Below are 19,478 nucleotides of genomic sequence, written 5' to 3' on the forward strand. Positions count from 1 at the left end.
CTTCGTGCCAACGAACCATCGAGTAGCGCAGCGGAAATGACTAAATTCGTTCACACGCAAACCGTCAGCCTTCATCCGCCCTTCTCTCGTCAAGCTCGTCTAAATGACGGCCAGTTACCTCATAGTCGTAGGCAATCTGCCGCAAGACATTCGCTGTCCTTGGCCACTGAAGTTGCAAGTGTTTCACCGCTTGCCGATATCTCGCCGCAGAGCGACGCTCCCACCTTCCACCGTCATACGCGCCCCGAACCGATGCGCCACCCTGGTTGCACCGTCCTGTCACCAGCCCTGCCTCAAGATCTAAACTCTTGAGATCTTCGACGATACCACGCACCACCTCTGTCGGCCATTTTCCGTCATCCCCGTCTGGACTGGTAGCCAACACCTCACCTAACGCATGATCACCCAGCGCACCAAGACCGTAATCCTCAAAACGTTTACGGCATTCCCTAACCCACCCCCTTAGATGGGTAGCATCAATCGAACCATCCGCGCGCAATCCAGGAAGCGCCGACCAATTCCAGAGAACGCTCCAAGCCAATCGTTGGCACGCCACGGATCGCGACGGCTCTCCTACTTCCTCGGAGTTCTTACCGTAAGCGGCTTTTACAACCGCAACGAACTCTTCGGGATGCGCGCCAAGAGCGCCGTACAGCGCATTAGACGGATCGTGACCGCCGACAAAGTCGAAAAAGTAGAACTCTAGCAGAGGCAAATCAGAGTCATCCGGTGCTGTGCTCTCAATCCACTTCAAGAGTCTCGACACCGCCCAGCTATGATGCTGTGCGCTGTGAGCATCCGATGTTGTCAGGCATGCAGCTAGCACCTTCTTTACCGTCGTAACATCAAGCTTGTTCTTGTCATACAACAACAGTTCAACGACTTCGAGCGCGCGCCATGCAGCACCGTATCCTATAAGCACTTCCACAGCCGCCTCACGTTCCCCGACAGGGATCGTTCGACAGTCAGCCCTATGCCAATAGTCCGAAACCAACTTACCGTCAAGTGTGCCTACCCAACTCCAGAAGCGCATCTCCATCGGAATCGCCTCCATCAGAATCACCTGAATATCAGAGTCCTGGGAAAACTTCTCAAAAACATCTTTCACCCATTCCACACCTCGTTCTCTCGCGGCATCAGATACGTATGCGCATACCGCACGCCTAAGTTCCGCCTGCCCCTTCTCCCGTAGCCACGAAACAACTTCCACCGCATTCAAGGAACCGGTGCGCGCCAACAGTGTACCGACAACCTCTGGTCTCTCAGCGTGCACAGCGAGTATTCGAACAGCATCCCCTCCCTGGCTGACCAGCCTGTCAACAGCTTTCTGCTGCTCTGCCTCCAACGCGGCGTCGTAGCCCTCATCGTCCCAACGTAGACCATTGACCTTCAGGTCTATGCTCCACCCGAACAAATGGGCGTACTGCCGGGGGTCGTCAGGGTTATTGAGCAACTCAGCGGCTTGGCGTAAAGTTTCCAAGACGGAGCCTGACGCCGCCCAGCTAGCAGAACGATGCGCTTCGTACGCGCTGATTTCCGCCTTCAAAGCACACCATACAGAATACCGTTCATTATCATTCCACGAACACGCCGCAGATTGAACGGCATTCAAGATCGCTTGAACGAGCTCAGTTCTGCCTTCACCTGAAAGATGATGGGTCAGGCTGACCAGCTCGCACCAGCGGTCAGCCTCACTGTCCGCGGCCTTCACAACAAGGCCCAGGACATTTTGAGTATATTGGGAGAACTCACCATATGAAACATCCGCTTGCGGCAGTTCCCAATCCCGATAAAGAGGCCCGCTCGCGCTGACCAAAATCGACCGCTCCGGCCGCAGTAACTCTTGGCCGAGGCGCCATCCGACTTCGGGATACCGATCTAGTACCGCACGAACCACCTCGATCTTGTCATCAACGCTCGCATCGCTTTGAACACACCACCCCGCAGTCACCTTATACAGGCTTTCTAGCGGCCCCCCACCATGGGCGCCGCTTCGGTCGAACGACGCTAGACCTGCCAAAATCATCCCAGCAGAACCGAAATACTCATTGGACCAACAGAGACGCTCGAGCGCCGACTGCAGATGATGATGTCGGGAGGAAGACCCAAAGAGGGATTCATCTGCGATATCCTCGCGGAACAGAGCCGAGACGACCGGATTCTCACTATCGATGTCATTGGACACCGCTGCTAAGAATTCGTCCGGCGCGGCTTCAGCGAGCAAGGGAATAGCCGGAGCGACATCAACCAGAATACCTCCGGTAGGATCATCGAAAGCCGCGGAAAGTAATTGCCGCACTAATCCTTTGACCTGCAACTCCAAGGCACTCGACGATACCGCAGCCAGTACTAAGCCCTCGGCAACATGCTCCCGGAGCACATCTGAACAACTCGGTCTCAGTCCGTTCACCTGAGCCACTAGTCGCTCACCCGCCTTCATACCCGTGTACGGATCGCCTGCGAGGAGAACCTTAGGTACCAAAGACTTCCATCGATTGACGGTCTCCGGATCTGGCTCAATCCCATCGTCATGTAGCAATAGCCGCGCTGCGCCAACCGGATCAGCTAAACGCCATACAGAAGCCGAATAAACGAAAAGCGGATCGCTCTCTTCATTGAGTAACTCCAGCCGACTTCGTATGTATTTCATGGACTCGCCAACGAGTTCTTCGATCAACTCCTTGTCCCCTGTATCGTCGTCTTGCCACGCACCTACGAGTACGAGCGGCTGAAGCAATGTCAGTGTCTCGGTGTTATAGAACCACGTTGGTTTATCTTGTTTTTTGTTCGGGGAACCGAAACGAAAGAATGCGGTCATACTCCTTCGGGCTAACGCCGCCATTCGTTCGGCCTGATGAATGTCGAATCCTGCGTCACGTAGTATTGCAGAAGCTTCGGCTCGCCCCACCTTATTTAGGGCGACAGTTGCGTCGCCCCTACTATACGCGGTAGCATCGATTGCCTCTAATACCCGATGACCCCTCTTCAAGGCTCTCGTCACGTCCGGATTAGCGAATTGCGGAATCAACAGCGTCGGGGTATTATCTTCCGTCAGCCGTGCCCAAGCGTCCGCGCTATCAACGACAAAAGCTCGCTCTAACAGAGCTCGTTCTTCCACCAAACTTGCATAAACGAACGCCAAGACGTCATTGGCGGCAACGGATGACACTGACAGCGATTCTTCGGAGTGCTCGCTCTTGAGTTCAGCAACAAGTTTTTGTGCCTGCTCGTCACGACCAGCGCGAAAGAAACATGGTGGAACATCTATCGCCCTTTCGTCGCCTATCTTCATATGAGGCTGAAAGCATTCCCACCATGCTTGTAACGTCTGAGCGTGCAGTTTCCTGCCGAGGCGCTCCGACAACCAATAGTGCACTGGCGGCGTCGCCTGCAGCCACCCTTCTAACGTGTGCGCGTCGATGACCTTTACGTCAGCGAACTTTCGTTCCGCCCGACGTTTTTCTGCCCACTTCTGTGCATTCGACCAGTTTCTAGGCGTCGCGAATACAAATACTCGGCTGGAGAGCTCGCCTGGCGGCGCATCGATGCGCTTTTGGTAGTCATTGTCAGCCTTTGCCTTTACGCTCTTACTTGTGCCGAATTCGAAGCAAAGCTTGCCTGCAGGCAGATATGTGCTTCCGGCCGAATCCGCAGTCGCGTCCCAGCCGGGTGCGGCAACCCCTTCGTGCGCACGTACTTCCAGATTCGTAATTCCCGAAGTCTGTTCGAGAAGCCTGCGCATTAGCTCGGGGAAGGTCTCTTTTGCGTCTAGCCTTCCAGACCACTGATCGATCTCGATCGCGGTAACCAGCTCAGGACTGCCCAGCTGGAGTGCCGGAGAGACTGCTTGGTCACCTGGAGTCACAATTCGCCCGCTTCCCATTGGGGCATCGTAACCCCCGCCTTACGACACCAAACGCCGTAGTAGTTACGGTTACCTATCGACTCCCATCAGCTTCTTCAACCGCCGACGGCGTAGAATACGCTCCTCACGCAGCGTGGAACCGGTTGCACGCTTCTCGGTACATCATGCCGAGCACAGGTTTCGCGCTAGCCACGGCGACTAGCCTCATGCACTGCGATCGCCGACTCATTGACTGCGAGCGCACGAATGCGCTTAGGGGTAGGGCCGCGGACCGGCGACCCGGTGATATCGAAGCCTTGTGGCTCTCGCGACCAAGCCGCGCCTACCGACACGAGCTCTTGCCCGTTGTGACCTGGAGCGAGCGAGGTACCCAGGCCCTCCAGAACCCTTGGGGGGCTGCGTCAAAGGAGTTCGTCGTGACTGCCGGTGCGCGCCAGTATGAGAGTCCCGTTGGCATCAATGGAGTACAGGAGTAGCCAGTCGGCCGCGATGTGTAGTTCACGGTAGGCCGCAAGGTTGCCCGTGAGCTGGTGGTCGCGATGCCGCTTAAGCCAGTCGGTGCGCCGTTGCGCGACTGCCTGGATCGCGATCTTGAGCGCGTCCATGTTGTTGTGCTTGCGTTTGAGCCGTTTCACGTCGCGTAGGAAGGCCGGACGATATGCGATCTCACGTTCACGCACGGTCGATGAGGTCCATCAACTCGTCGACGTCTCGGACCCTGATAGCCGGTTCCGCCTCGGCCTCGCGGATCGCATCGGCGTAGGGGGTGAGACTCGGCTGGAAGGGCAGCCTCTGGTCGTGGACGATCTGGCTGAGGAACATGTTGATCGCAGTGGGCATGTCGATGCCCATCCGGTCAAGAGTCCTCGTGGCCTGCTCCTTGAGCTGGCTGTTGGTACGGACCTGAATACGGGTGTCGAGCTCCACCATTCCCCTCCGCTTGTGAGCCTGTTGTGCTGCCATGGTACTCATCCGTGAGAAGTGCGCCAAGAGCTGGCACCCGACCTACGCTGTCTAGCAGAAGCCGGACAGCGTGGAACCGTTTGTTCGCTCAATCGCAGGCCATGCCGAGTACGTCGCCGATCGCCTGCCACGACCGGCCGGCCTCACGCGCCGCCATCACGGACTCATCTAGCGCGTGCTCGGCAGCGCGCGCACGCACCTGCGCGACCGCGATACGCGCGAGAGCAGGATCGTCGACCGTCACCAGAGGGGTTGGTCCCTCGCCACCATTGGCGGTCTCGACCTCGTCCAGCATCTCTTCAACAGTCCTCATGGCTCAGTCCTCCCCTGGAAACCCCATACACGCGGCCATGGCATGACAGCGCGAGGGCTGGTCTCACCTGTGAGAGTAGCAACGTTGACCGAAGAGCCCGGCGGCAAACACCAGCCCAGGCAGTTGCATGCCAGTCTGCCGGGTCTGAAATGCCAACCGGCCATGCGACCAAGTGCAGGCCACGCGGCTCGGGGATGAAGGGCAAGGGTCTGCCGGGTGCGACGCCGACAAGTTCGCGGATTTCGGCGTCGGTGAGCCCGGCGTCCGCAAGGGCCTTCCCGACGCTCGCTGCCAGGCGGGGCGTCTCTGGCGGCAACATGTCGCCGCCGGGCTCTTGCTTGCGCCACCCGCGACGCGAGAGTCGCTTATAGAAGTCCTGACGCTCCTGTGCACTGACGGCGCCGAGGGTGAGCGCACGCAACTGGGGACGTATGACGTGCTCAGGCATCAGGAACTCGGCGGCGAAGGCGTTGGCCTGTGTCTCGACGTCTTCGTCCTGGCGCTGGGAGTGAATTACGAGATGGCCGAGTTCGTAGGCGCCACAGCTCGACTCAAACCCAGACACCACGTAGGGGCAGTCCGGGTGACGAGCCGTCGCATGCGCCATCTACCGACGGCGGTCCGAGCGTCAGCCGCGCCCGAGGGGTACGGTGTCAAAATCGATGACAAACACCACCGACAGCCCTCAAGAGCCAGTACGGCACCCGCATGATTCCGGCGATTCGTCCGACGAGGCCAACGCCGCCGAGTCCGTTTGTCATCAATTGTGACACCGCATGCCCCAGGCCCCTTGCCCACCGACACACGGGGCAGCGGCAAGCCGCACAGCGCGCTCTCGAGCCATAACACCTACGACTACTCGTTACCTGCGCCGGTAGACCTCGCGGCGGTGCCCGACGGCGAGGACCAGAACCAGCAGCACACCGTCGTCGATGTCGTAGACGATGCGGTAGTCGCCGGTGCGCACGCGCCACTCGCCCCGCCCTCCGACGAGCTTCTTCGCGCCAGAGGGGCGGGGCTCTTGTGCCAGCAGCTCAACCACCGCCTGAACCCGGAGCCGGGCTCGGCCATCCAGCTTGCGCAGCTGGCGCGCGGCGGCGGGGCTGAACTCGATCCGGTATGTCATGCCAGCCCGAGGTCCGCCTTGACCTCATCCCAGGGAATGGTGCCGTGCTCGGCGACCTCCGCACGAGCCGCTTCGGCCGCCTTGATGTCCTCAAGGTCCTCCGCCGCCTCGGTCAGGCGCTCAAGGTCCTCCGCATCGATGACCGCCGCAACGCGACGGCCCCTGCGGGTGAGGAAGACAGGTGCATGGTGCACGCGGGCGTCATCAATGACGTCGGCGAGCCTGCTGCGCGCGGCGGAGACACTGATCTCGGTCATGATGACCAGTATGCGCAATAACGCTCAAAATGTACATCTTGCTCATCAACGCTGGTCCCCGCCCATGCGCCCCTGGTACCGCTTCTCGTAGTGCGCGTCGGCCAGGTGACTCCATGTCAACCACCCGACCCCTCCAGCACTGATGAAGGCATCCAGCGCATAGCGGCCTACCAGCTCCCGCACTCGAGCGCGCCTTCATAATCGCCTCCTGAACCGCCTCAATGTCCTACTCCAGCGTGTTTCCGCCGGATGCGATGCAACCCGCCCGAGCGCCGCCAGCTCGCATCAGAACCGGACCAAGTCCGACTAGCAGTCCCCGCCCCCAGCCACACTCAGCGCCAGATCGCAAGCGGTCTCACCCGGATCATGCACAGCCCCATCTCCGCACCACAGCACCAACGCCGGATCAAGGCCCCACCCATACACCCACAGCAAGCGCCGTCTCTCCCAGCAGTACCACACCGGCCACACACACCGGCGCCACGCGCCCCACCTGCACCCCCACGTCCGGATACACGCATGCTGTAGCATTCACCTTGAAGGTGTCTCTCACCCAGAACAGCAAGATCATCGACAACCCGCAGTATTCCAGGAACCACCGGCCATCTTCACTCCTCCCGACGAACAACCGATGCGAGAGCTACGAAGCGAGTCATGACCGCTACAGTTTCTTTGAGAACCGATGAGGTCTGGGCACAGGTGAGCACCGTCGGCAAGAACATGATCCGACAGCTGCTCGTTCCGGCACATGACGGACTTGAACTGACAAATGAAGTGCCTCCGCGCATTCGCAGCCGTTACGGCGAGTGGCCCACAGCACCCGATTACGTCACTCCAGCAGACGGCGAACTCCGGGCCTTAATTCCCGCCGATGGCGTCACCGACACCACAGTCACTTGGGTCGGGCAGCGGGAGCCAACACCTACAGAAGCCGTTCGCAACTCCTTCGACGGAGCGATCGGGTTCACGCCACACAGCCGCCCACACAGTCTCCGCCGCCCGCAGATCGGTGCATTACATTCGATTATTGGCTACCAATCTTCCGGCATGACCGAACCCGGGATCGTGGTCATGCCTACAGGAACAGGTAAGACCGAAACGATGCTCGCGTGGCTGGTCGCACAGCGCCCGGAACACGTACTTGTAGTGGTCCCTTCCTCCGCCCTGCGAGACCAGATCGCATCGAAGTTCGAAACTCTAGGAATTCTCCAACGAGAGGAAATCGTCCGAGCTACCGCGCTGAGGCCGCGGGTCGGGCGTGTTGCGGGACGATTCGAAAGTGAAGAGGCGGCCACAAGTTTCGTAGCCGCCTGCAACGTCGTTGTCGCAACTCCAAGCGCCATCCGCGCATCGACACCCTCCGTTCGCGCGTCATTCTTCTCCGGCTTCACCCACCTCCTGGTCGACGAGGCACACCACGCGTGCGCGCGAACATGGGCGGAGATTATCCATACCTTCGACGAGCGTCCGGTACTGCTATTCACCGCAACTCCTTACCGGCGCGATGGGCGAACGCTGCCCGGACGCGTCATCTATAGATTCCCTCTCCGGGAGGCACAGCGTGAAGGATACTTCAGCAAAATCGATTTTACTGCAGTTCTCGATCTTGATGGCGACGACGAAGCACTCGCAAACGCCGCCTTAGCCAGGCTTCGCGACGATTTACGAGCTGGCTATGAGCACCTACTGTTGGCCAGAGTCGGAACGAAACAGCGAGCCGACGAGGTCCATGCACTGTACTCCAGCCTCGCCCCTGATCTCCATCCTAAGGTTATCTACGATTCGCTACCTGCTGCCGAACGGGACGCAGCAGTCCAAGCTATGCGGGATCGATTGAGTCGGGTTATTGTCTGTGTCGACATGCTCGGAGAAGGTTTTGACCTTCCCACGCTCAAAGTCGGAGCATTTCATGACACACACCAGTCTCTCAGCCCTATGGTCCAGCTCATCGGGCGACTCGCTCGCACTTCCGCCCCGGTCCCAATCGGCAAAGCTAGCGTCTTCATTCGGCAGGAACCGAGGCATGCACTCTCGCCGCTACGGTCCCTCCTGCGTGAGGACCCCGATTGGGACAAGGTACTCAGCGACACCACGGAGCGAGCAACAGAACGCGCCGATGAGGTCAGTAGGTTCGAGGCGTCATTCGTCGATAACCCGCCCGAGGTACCAGTTGGCCTCCTCCAGCCGAAAATGAGCGCTCGCGCCTTTGCGACGACAACAGATGACTGGGATCCATTCGCCGCACGCGACGTCTACGGCGACGCGATCTTGGACGATACGATCAGCGTCAACCGCGAGAATACTATGGCATGGTTCGTGATCGAGAACGTCTCAGACCTCCGGTGGGGGAGAATCCCGTCCTTACGGACCACTGACTATACGCTGATTGCGCTCTTTCTGGACCGAGCACTGGGGCTGCTCTATGTCCATTGCTCCGATACAAGACGTGCCCTGGACGACCTGGTCAAGGCGATACTCGGCCACGAGGCAATTCCTGTCAAAGGTTACGACGCTTTCAAGGTCTTCTCCAACCTCGACCGTCTTATACCGACGAACATAGGACTCCTTGATGTCAGAGACCGCGACAAACGATTCTCCATGCACGTGGGCAGCGACGTCGAGACCGCGCTCACCGAAGCCGAACGCTCCCACAAAGCCAACACCCATGTAGCAGCTAAGGCATTTCAAGAAGGGGAACGCGTTACTATTGCAGCAGCGTTGTCGGGACGTTTCTGGTCAACACGGACCGCGTCAAATCTCGCCGAATGGCGATGGTGGTGCCATGAACAAGGCAGAAAACTCCGGGACTCAACCATTGACGTCCACTCCCTGTTCCGCGACATGATCATCCCTATAGACGTCAAGGAACGCCCACCTTATCCGTGCCTTGCGATCGAATGGCCCTGGAGCCTTTATCTCGGAACTGAGACCATACCCCGAATTGTTTACAATAAGCGCGACGTCTTTTTAACCGATGCCGAACTTAAGGTCGACGATTATGGAGTGGAGGGGCCGCTTCGTTTCTCCGTAGTCACGCCATCATGGAACCTTAAGTATGAGGGGCGTTTCGGCGCTTCAGGCGTTCATTATCGTGCCGTGGAAGACGAAGCTATCGTGGAAGGTGGACACAGGCAGGAAGTTCCGTTGTCTAAGTGGCTGAACGACCATAAGCCCACTCTTCTACTAGCTGGCGACCGGCTAATCACCAGCGATGACCGGTTATTGGAATCACGGTCCGAGCTACCACCATATCCGCGCGATAAATTGCGACCACTCAAGTGGGCCGAGAACGGCGTGGATATTAAGGTCGAATCGCAAGGCCCAGACCGGCGTAAAGACTCGATTCAAGCATTCATGGCACGCTACCTAATGGACAACCGAACCTTCGACGTTCTCATTGACGACGATAGGTCCGGCGAAGCAGCCGACCTAGTCGGGCTCAGGGTTGAGGCCGGCGACCTGCACGTCACTCTCGTACACTGCAAGTATTCGTCACAACCTGCGCCCGGGGCCCGCCTTGCAGATCTTTATGAAGTCTGCGGTCAAGCGATGCGGGGCGCACGATGGCGAGACATGGCAGCCTCGCCGCTTCTCGATCATCTCGCCCGCCGAACTACTAATTACATAAAGACCTTCAAACATTCCCCATTTGAGATAGGCGACCGTAAGACACTGCACATGATCAGGCAGAAAGCGCCTACTCTGCTTCCTCGGTTCACAACGATCATCGCGCAACCCGGCATGAGTATTGGTTCAGCGAGTGATGAACAGCTACGTCTGATTGCAGGTGCCGCGTCCTACGTACAGACGGTGACAAAGGGCGGCTTCGAGGTCTACGGATCAGCCTGAACGAACGTCTGTGCCACCGATATCTCCCACATACTTACGCGTACCGTTCCTGTCATGAGCCCAGAGTGGGCCAGGGGCGGTTGTTCAGGTTCTTCCGGCAAAGTTCCCGCAAGACCGAGCTAACCGATTTTCCCAAGATCATCACCGTCCCTGCGGTACCCTCGCCCCTGTGAGCCGCATCTCCCACCGGGCCCGTCGTCCGCGTCCTACCGCCCCGTGCCGGGCGCGCCGCCTCACCCCCACCGCCAAGCTCACCCTCACCCCCACCGCCGGGCTCAGTCCCCTTCGTCCCCTCCCCCGCCCCTACGGCCCGCGAGGCTGACCCATGTCCCTCCTGCTGCCCAGCCCCCAGGCCGAACGCATCCGCCGCTCCATCGTCGACTACCTCTCCACCAACTTCGCACTCACGGACGCGGAGCCGCGGCGGGCCCTCGCCGACTTCCTCCAGGACCCCGAACAGGGCATCTTCGTGGGCCCCTACGTGCGGCTGCGCCTGCCCTACCTGCCCGCGAGCGCCCGCTCCGACGCCCTCGACTGGGACCCCGGCCTCGCCCCCTACCGGCACCAGGCCGACGCCTACCGCCGCCTCACCACCAAAGATGGCCACCGCCCCGAGCCGACCATCGTCACCACCGGCACCGGCTCCGGCAAGACCGAGGCCTTCCTCCACCCCGTCCTCGACCACGTGCTGCGCGCCCGCGCACAGGGCATCACCGGCATCAAGGCCCTCATCCTCTACCCGATGAACGCCCTGGCCGCTGACCAGGCCGCCCGCCTCGCCCACCTGCTCGCCACCGACCCGGCCCTGGCCGGCGTCACCGCAGGCCTCTACACCGGTGACACCGCCCAGGACCACAGCCGCGTCACCGCCGACTCCCTCATCACCGACCGCCACCAGTTGCGCCAGTCCCCGCCGGACATTCTGCTGACCAACTACAAGATGCTCGACCAGCTCCTGCTGCGCCCCGAGGACCGCGAGCTGTGGCGGGCCTCCGCCGCGTCCCTCACCTACCTGGTGCTGGACGAGTTCCACACCTACGACGGCGCCCAGGGCACCGACGTGGCCATGCTGCTGCGCCGCCTCGGCCTGGCCCTGCGCGACCTGCTGCCCGACGACGACCCGCGCCGCCAGGCCTTCGACACCTCCCCGCTCGGGCCCGTCTGCCCCGTGGCCACCTCCGCCACCCTCGGCGACGGCGGCGACCCCTCCCGCATGCTCGCCTTCGCCCGCGACGTGTTCGGGGTGGACATGCCCGCCGACGCCGTCGTCCTGGAGACCCGCGCCGACCTGGAGCAGTGGGCCGCCTCCCGCCGCGCCGCTGTTCCCGCCGGTGCGCTCGGCACCCCGATCCACCTGCGCAACCTCACCGCGCCTGCCCTCCAGGCCCTCGCCGGCCTCGCCCTTGCCGGCTCCCCCGACCCCGCCGACCTGCTCGCCCACGTCGTCGCCGCCCTGTATCGGCGTCCCGACGCCGTCGGCACCCCCGACGACGCCGCCCTGGCGGCCCCCGACTCACCCCCGACCGCCGCTGCCGATCCGGTCGACCCGGCCGATCCGGTCGACCCAACCGAGGCGCTCCCCGACGCCCCGGTCCTCGCGGCCGCCCTGCACTCCCACCCCGACGTGGTGGAACTGATCCGCGCCGCCGAGCACGCCACCGCCCTGAGCAACCTCGCCTACCGCCTGTTCGGACCCGCCGCCGATCCGGAGACCGCCCGCCTGGCCCTGGCCACCATCCTTGCGGCGCTGTCCACCATCCGCGCCGGGCTGGACGGCAACCCGGACCGCGGCGCCGTCGGCGTCGAAGTCACCATGTGGATTCGGGAGGTCACCCGCATCGACCGGGCCCTGGACGCCCGCCCCGCCTTCAGGTGGTCCGACGACGCCCCCGCCCACACCGAGGAGGACGAGCGCCCGGATGCCCGCCCCGCCGTGTACTGCCGTTCCTGCGGCCGCTCCGGATGGGGCATTGTCCTGGCCCCCACCGGGCAGGGCGAGAAGCACGACCAGTCCACCGTCCGCCGCGACCACCTGCTGGGGGACCCGCGCTTCCGCGCCCTCCTGCACGCCCCCGGGGAGGAGACCGACTACCGCGCCCGGCTCGACGCCGGCGACCCCAGCCCCGAGGCCCGCCACCCCGGGCTGCGCTGGTACTCCGTGGACGGCCGCGAGCTACTCACCCGCCCGCCGCAGGAGGCCGACCTGGAAACCCGGGAGGGCCGCTTCCTGCCCGTGCTCACCCTGACCGGGGACGAGCGCGCCGTCGCCGACGGCTCCGTCCGCGACGTGTGCCCTTCCTGCGGCGCCACCGACTCCATCCGCTTCCTCGGCTCCGCCGTCGCCACCCTCCTGTCCGTCTCCCTGACCACGCTGTTCGGCGACGACGCCCTCGACGACGCCGAGAAGCGCGCCCTGATCTTCACCGACTCCGTGCAGGACGCCGCCCACCGGGCCGGATTCGTGGACCAGCGCTCCCACACCATGAGCCTGCGCTCCGCCCTGCGCGGCGCCCTGCGGGCGGACATGCCGATCGACGCCTGGGCGGACGCCGCCCTCGACGCCGCCAGAGCCAGCGCCTTCGACCGCTACCGCCTGGTCCCCTCCGCCCTGGTCGAGCATGAGCGCTTCAAGCCCTACTGGGACTCGGAGGCCACCGCCCGCAGGCGGCGCACCGCCCAGGACTATGTGCGGCGTCGGCTTCTGTTCGACATCGCCCTGGAGGTCGGCCTCCAGTCCACCTACGGGCGCACCCTGGAGGCCACCGGCTCCGTCACCGTGCACGTGTCCGCCGGACGCGCCGGCGCCCTGACCCGCCTGGCCCGCGCGGCCCTCGGTGAGGGTGGCGAGCAGTCGGCCCTGCCCGGATTCGACGACGTCTCCGATAGGGACCTGCTCGCCTGGGTGCGTGGCACGCTGGAGCACATGCGCCGGGACGGCGCCATCGACCACGAATGGCTGACCCGCTACAAGCGCGACGACGGCAAGCGCCTGTGGATCTGGTACAAGCGCAACCGGCGCCAGGGGCAGCCCGCCTTCCCCGCAGGCCGCAGCGCGCCCGCCTTCCCGGAGGTCGGCGGCAGCCTGGACACGCGCCGCTCCGCCTTCGTGCCGGTCGGCTCCCCACGCTCCTGGTACGCCACCTGGACCCGCAAATGCCTGCACGTCACCCCCACGCACGCCGCCCGGCTCGCCCGCGCCCTGCTGGCAGACCTGGCGAAGGCGGAGATTATTTCCGCCACCACAACCGACACCGGCGGCACCGTCTACGGCATCCCCGCCGAGCGCGTCATCGTCTCCCCGCTGCACGACGCCACCGGGGAGGAGCTGCTCCTGGTGTGCGACACCTGCCGCAGCCAGCTGCCGGCCGCCGTCGCCACCGTGGACCAGCTCGACGGCGCCCACTGCCTGACCGCCGACTGCCCCGGCACCCTTGCGGCCCGAGCGCACCAGGCGGACAGCTTCTACCGGGACATGTACGCCGGTGCGCATGTGCGGCGCGTGGACGCCCACGAGCACACCTCCCTGCTGGACGCCGATGAGCGCGCCGCCGTGGAGGCCGGCTTCAAACGCCCCGTGCAGCGGCCCGGCGACCCCAACGTGCTGGTGGCCACCCCCACCCTGGAGATGGGTATCGACATCGGGGACCTGTCCACCGTCATACTCGGCTCCCTGCCGGATACGGTCGCCTCCTACGTGCAGCGGGTCGGGCGTGCAGGCAGACGCAACGGCTCCGCCCTGGCACTGGCGTACGTGCCCGGCAGGCGCGAGCAGCTGGCTCTGCTCAAGGACCCCGCCAACCTGCTGGACGGCTCGGTCAGGCTGCCATCCACCTACCTGGGGGCGGAGGAGATCCTGCGCCGCCAGTTCATCGCCTACGTCATTGACGTGCTCACCCGGGAGAACCACCCCGCCGTGCCCTCCGCCGGGCACGGGAGCGGCAACGCCCGCACCGCCCTTAGCGCCAACGACGACTCCTTCATAGGCGCCGTATGCGAGCGGATCTCCCGCGATGGGGCGATCCTGGCACGCACCTTCGCCGCCACCTTCGCCGACCGCACCCCGGCACTGACCCGTCTGGAAACCTGGATCCGGCACGACGACGGCGCCGGCCCCCGGGATATGCTGCAGCGGGCCGTGGCCGAGCACCGGACCGAGGCCGAGCAGCTGCGCCGCCAGCACAAGCAGGTCAAGGACGCCCTGCCCGAGTTGCAGGCCGCCACGCTCCGGCCCAACCCCACTGAGGAGGACCGACGGGCCCTGCGCGCCGCCGAGGGCACCCGGCGCGCCGTCGAGGCCCGCCTGCTGGACCTGGAGCAGGAGCACTGGGTCTCCGCCCTGGAACGGCACGGGGTGCTGCCCAACTACGCCCTGATCGATGACATGGTGCGCCTGTCTGCCCGGGTGTCCTGGCGCAATCCGGAGACCGACGAGTTCCACTCCGAGCCCTACGACATCGACCGGCCCTCCGTTCACGCCCTGAGCGAGTTCGCGCCCGGCGCCACCTTCTACACCCACGGCATGGAGATGGGTATTCAGGGCGTTGACGCCTCCGGGCTGAGTGGGCAGGCGCAGTGGTGGCTGTGCTGCCAGGCCTGCGGTTACGTGGACGTCCGGCCCCCGCAGGAGGATCTACCCGCTGCCCCCACGCAGTGCCCCCGCTGCCATGACACCGCCATCGCCGATGTGGGGCGCGCCCGCCGCGTGCTGCGCCTGAACCGGGTCTTCGCCGACGTCTCCAAGGACGACGCCCGCATCGGGGACGGCAGCGAGGACCGCATCCGCACCGGCTTCGAGGTGCTGCCCCTGGCCGACTTCAACCCGGAGCGGGTCGAGCGCGAGTGGAGCGTGAACGCCTCCGGCTTCGGGCTGGTCCGCTACCGCGGCCTGGCCCTGCGCTGGCTCAACACCGGGCGGGCCTTGGCGGGGCAGGCGGTGGACCAGGTCGCCTCCCTGCCGGTCTCCTCCCGTGACTTCCGCCTGTGCGAGGCCTGCGGCAAACTCGACACGGACACCGGCGCCTCCAGCCCCTCCGAGCACCGGCCCTGGTGCGAGCACCGCACCGACCCCAAAGAGCACGTGATCCAGGTGGACCTGATGCGGGAACTGACCACCGAGGCCATCGCCCTAGTGCTCCCCGTGGGGCTGGTCGGCTACCAGGAGGGCCTGGGCTCCCTGGCCTCCGCGATCCTGCTCGGCCTGGAACTGCTGACCGGCGGCGCCCCCGACCACCTGGAGATCACCGCCGTCCCCTACCCCGTGGCCGACGGCGAGGCCGGGGAGACCCGACCCGCCCTGCTACTGCACGACGCGGTCCCCGGCGGCACCGGCTACCTGACCGACTTCGACAGCCCCGAACGACTGTGGGAGCTGATCGTCACCACCGGCCGGCACCTGGAGGACTGCCCGTGCCGCGGCGAGGAAACCGCCATGTGCCACCGCTGCCTGCAGCCCCACGCGACATCCGCCGGGGTGACCCGCGTGGCCGCACTGCACGCGCTGCGGCAGCTGCTGGGCATGGATGAGGAGGAACTGTTCGCCGACCTCGACCCGCACGTGCCCACCTGGAAGGTCACCGATGAGGCCGTACACGCCGGCGTCGGCGAAAGCCCCCTGGAGGCCAGCTTCCGCACGGTGTTGGCCCGGCGCCTGAGCAAGACCATGAATGTGACCACCGTGGCCAGCCTCTCCGGCGCGCCCGCGCTCGACCTGGACGGCGGCCGCTGGCGCATCCGCCCGCAGCTCGACGCCCACGGCACCCGCCCCGACTTCACCTGCCAGCGGCCGCTGGGCCGCTCCCCCATCGCCGTCTACACCGACGGCCGCGGCTACCACGCCAGCCTGTCCCACAACCGGCTCGCCGACGACGCCGCCAAGCGGGCCCGTCTGCGCGCACACGGCTACCGGGTCATCTCCCTGGGCTTCGAGGACCTGACGGACGCATGGGAGCCCGCCTGGCTAGACGATCCCGCCGTCGCCCAGTTGCGCACCGGGATGCCGCGCCCCGCCCGCGCGGGCGCTGTCACCGAGCAGGCCCTGACAGCCTGGCGGGGCGGCCCCATGGAGCTGCTGGTGACCATGCTGCTGGACGACGCCGACGGCCAGGGTCCTACCGGCACGGCCCTCAGCGCCCTGGCCGACTCCATCTGGAGCCCGCTCATCCTCGGCGCCACCCGGCACCTGCCCCTGGCCGGGGGCGCCGCCATGCGGTACGCGCCCGCCACCAGCCCTAACAATGACCCCCTGTGGGAGGCGCTGCGGGCACTGCGCCCCGGCAGCCGACTCCCCGAGCCGGCCACCACCTCCGCCCAGACCTCCTGCTCGGTGTTCGTGGCCGATCACCTGTCCCTGGCAATACAGCTCACCGGCACCGCCACCACCGGCATGGCGCTCGTCCTCGACGACTCCGCCGACGCGCTGGCCTCACCCGCGCACGCCGACTCCTGGCGCACCTGGCTGCGACTGAGCAATGTGCTCGCCCTGGCGCAGGCACCCGTCACCATCACCACCACCTCCCTGGCCCTGACCGAACTGCAGGAGCGGGCCGCCGCCGAGGCCGCCGTCAGCGGCAGCGGCGTCTCCGCCGAAGCCATGCATGAGCTCGGCTGGGACGCCGTCGACACCACGCTCATGCCCGAGGAAGTCCTGGCCCTGGTACCCCACCTGGCCCGGGCCGGCATTGCCCGCGACGGCGAGGGACAGGAGGCCGCCGACGGCGTCATGACCGAGCTGTCATGGAAGGCGCAGCGGGTCGCCCTCGTCTACCAGCCGCTCGAAGGCGACGTGGCAGCATTGCAGGCGGCCGGCTGGAGGGCCGTCGTCGCCGGGGCCGATCCCGCCTCCACCGCCGCAGAAGTCTCCGCACTCCTGAAGGAACACTGATATGCCCGCAATCGTCTGGCCCAGCAGCAAGGTCAAGGACGCGACCGCCAAGGATCCGTCACTGCAGGCCAAGATCGGCCCGTTCCTGAACAAGCTCGCGGGCGACTCCACCAGCTCCGGGCTGCACGTGGAGCCGATCCGGAATGCTCGGGACCGGCGCGTGCGCACCGCCCGCGTGACCGGCTTCTACCGGGCGGTGCTGTTCGAGCTGAATGCGGACGCCGAGCCCGTATACGTCTTCCACGGCATCTGGCCGCACGACGACGCGATCAAGATCGCCGAGTCCGTCACCGTCCGCATCAACCCCGCCAATGGCACCACCGAGGTGACCCGGATTCAGGACGCCATCGCACAGGGCGCCGACGCCGTCGAGCAGGCCCGGCGGGAGGCACAGGCCAAGCTGGATGCAGCTCAGCGTGAGGCGGCGGAGATCGCGCGTGAGGCCGCCCGCCTCCAGGCCGCCAACGCGCAGGCGCGTCAGGACGCCGCTTCCGCCGCGACGTCGGGATCGCCAGTGCAGCCGACCCCGGGGGCGGCGCAGGCCGGTCCGGCAACGGGGGCCGGGGCCGCCACCGGAACGGGGGGCGCCACTGCGCTCGCCCCGGATGCCGCACCGAAGCCCCTGCCGGACGCCGTCGTCGTCGCCAGCAGAGATGCCGCCCCCACTTGGCCGGACGGCCTCAGCATCGAGGTGCTGCGCGACGAGCTCGGCATCGATGTCACGCTCGCCGCCGCGGCGCTGGCCGCCACCCGCGAATCCCAGCTGCTGGACCTGGCCACCACCGCGGAGGTGCCCTGGCAGGGGGAGGCGCTGCTCGCCCTGGCCACGGGCTCCACAATCGAGGACGTCCGCGACGACTTCCAGTTGCGCCGCCCGGAGCAGGTGGCCGCCGGCTCCTCTGACTCGGAGCTCATTGAGGGACTGCGCACGCGCGCCGCCCGCTCCTCCTTCACCTGGATCGAGAACGATGAGGACCTGCGCCGCGCCATCGACGGCCTCACCTTCGCCCAGTGGCAGGTGTTCCTCCACCCCCAGCAGCGGGCGCTGGTGGACAGTCGCCCGAACGGACCGATGCGTATCTCCGGCGGTGCCGGGACGGGCAAGACCGTCGTCGCCGTGCACCGTACCGTCGAGCTGGCCAGGCGTGACGCCGCAGCCGGGCAGGAGCCGCGCATCCTGCTGACCACCTACACGCGCAACCTGGCCGACGACCTGCGCCGCCAGGTGGCGGAACTCGATCCATCACTCAACTTCACCGAACAGGTCGGGCGGCCCGGGCTGATGGTCAGCGGCCTGGACAAGGTGGCCCGGGCGATTCTTCAGCGGGCCGGGGACGCCATCGCAGACACCGCCGCGCAGGTGCTCGGCAGGCGGCGCACGAACGTGCTGACCGTGACCCGGAAGAACCTCTGGGACGACGCCCTGACCCTCACCGGTGATGACCTGCCGGAGAACCTGCGCTCCACGGATTTCTTGGAGTCGGAGTACGAACTGGTGGTGCTGCCGCACCGCGTGACCACCCTCCAGCAGTACCTGCGCATCCGGCGGCCGGGCCGTGGTGTGGCGCTGGACCGGCGCAAGCGGGCGTCCGTGTGGAACGTGATCGAGAAGTACCGGGACCGCAGTGCCGAGCTCGGCGTCGCCTCCTTCGCAGAGATGCTGGCGCTGGCCGCCGCCTGGCTGGATGCGCAGGCGGCGCACGGAGTGCCCCGGCCGTACCGGCATGTGCTGGTGGATGAGGCCCAGGACCTCACGCCCGCGCACCTGCAACTGCTGCGCGCGCTGGTAGAGCCCGGGCCCGACGACCTGTTCCTGGCGGAGGACTCCCACCAGCGGATCTACGGTAAGAAGATCACGCTCAGACATTACGGCATTCAGGTGCGGGGGCGTTCGCGGCGGCTGACGCGCAACTACCGCACCACCCGGCAGAACCTCGACCTGGCCTTCGAGATCCTGGAGCGCGGCACCTTCGAGGACCTGGAGGGGCAGGCCGAGCAGCACCACTACGTGTCTCCGCGCTCCGGTCCCGAGCCGCTGCTGCTGCACGCCAAGGACCACGCCGCCGAACTCGACGACGCCGCGGCGCTGCTGAACCTGTGGCTTGAGGAGGACCGTGCCGCGGGGGCGGGCGCTCCCGAGTCCATCGCCATCCTGGTGCGCGACCGCTACCAGCGGGACAACGTGGTCACCGGTCTGGCGCACCGGGGCGTGGAGGTGCGCCCGG

11 protein-coding genes are annotated in these 19,478 nt (G+C 65.2%); 3 read left to right on the plus strand and 8 right to left on the minus strand.

The window, feature by feature from the left end:
• Positions 1-64: 64 nt before the first annotated feature.
• The 8 genes from DRB06_RS15785 to DRB06_RS16350 form a co-directional block, all read right to left on the minus strand.
• Positions 65-3,883 (minus strand): hypothetical protein, encoded by a 3,819-nt coding sequence (locus DRB06_RS15785; RefSeq protein ID WP_146750812.1) that lies wholly within the window; start codon positions 3,881-3,883, stop codon positions 65-67.
• A gap of 383 nt (positions 3,884-4,266) precedes the next feature.
• Positions 4,267-4,545 carry a type II toxin-antitoxin system YafQ family toxin gene (locus DRB06_RS05950; protein WP_111819382.1) on the minus strand — a complete coding sequence of 93 codons (279 nt, stop codon included), beginning with the start codon at positions 4,543-4,545 and terminating at the stop codon, positions 4,267-4,269.
• Positions 4,538-4,828: a type II toxin-antitoxin system RelB/DinJ family antitoxin gene (locus DRB06_RS05955; RefSeq protein WP_220092980.1), complete on the minus strand. Its 291-nt coding sequence runs from the start codon at positions 4,826-4,828 to the stop codon at positions 4,538-4,540. Before DRB06_RS05955 ends, DRB06_RS05950 begins: the two co-directional genes overlap by 8 nt.
• A gap of 88 nt (positions 4,829-4,916) precedes the next feature.
• A complete protein-coding gene (locus tag DRB06_RS05960) occupies positions 4,917-5,141 on the minus strand; it encodes a hypothetical protein (protein ID WP_111819383.1) in 225 nt (74 codons plus the stop codon).
• On the minus strand, positions 5,128-5,748 hold the full coding sequence (locus tag DRB06_RS16920) for an ImmA/IrrE family metallo-endopeptidase (RefSeq protein ID WP_111819384.1): 621 nt from the start codon (positions 5,746-5,748) through the stop codon (positions 5,128-5,130). The genes DRB06_RS05960 and DRB06_RS16920 overlap by 14 nt, the downstream gene beginning before the upstream one ends.
• 255 nt (positions 5,749-6,003) lie before the next feature.
• Positions 6,004-6,267, minus strand: coding sequence for a type II toxin-antitoxin system RelE/ParE family toxin (locus DRB06_RS05970; protein ID WP_111819385.1), 264 nt, complete (start codon positions 6,265-6,267; stop codon positions 6,004-6,006).
• Positions 6,264-6,524, minus strand: coding sequence for a type II toxin-antitoxin system Phd/YefM family antitoxin (locus DRB06_RS05975; RefSeq protein WP_174721926.1), 261 nt, complete (start codon positions 6,522-6,524; stop codon positions 6,264-6,266). The genes DRB06_RS05970 and DRB06_RS05975 overlap by 4 nt, the downstream gene beginning before the upstream one ends.
• Positions 6,525-6,569: 45 nt before the next feature.
• Positions 6,570-6,707, minus strand: coding sequence for a hypothetical protein (locus DRB06_RS16350; protein WP_220092981.1), 138 nt, complete (start codon positions 6,705-6,707; stop codon positions 6,570-6,572).
• A 471-nt stretch (positions 6,708-7,178) separates the two neighbouring features.
• On the opposite strand from DRB06_RS16350, the gene DRB06_RS05980 reads away from it, so the two are divergent.
• The 3 genes from DRB06_RS05980 to DRB06_RS05990 all read left to right on the plus strand — a co-directional run.
• A complete protein-coding gene (locus DRB06_RS05980) occupies positions 7,179-10,373 on the plus strand; it encodes a DEAD/DEAH box helicase (RefSeq protein ID WP_111819386.1) in 3,195 nt (1,064 codons plus the stop codon).
• A gap of 325 nt (positions 10,374-10,698) precedes the next feature.
• Entirely contained in the window at positions 10,699-17,253 is a 6,555-nt protein-coding gene (locus tag DRB06_RS05985) for a DEAD/DEAH box helicase (RefSeq protein ID WP_111819387.1), read from the plus strand.
• 1 nt (position 17,254) lies between these two features.
• On the plus strand, positions 17,255-19,478 hold a 2,224-nt coding region (locus tag DRB06_RS05990; protein ID WP_146750820.1), incomplete at its 3' end, for a UvrD-helicase domain-containing protein.

This window comes from Actinomyces sp. Z5 (assembly GCF_003287795.1).
Taxonomy (GTDB): domain Bacteria; phylum Actinomycetota; class Actinomycetes; order Actinomycetales; family Actinomycetaceae; genus Actinomyces; species Actinomyces glycerinitolerans.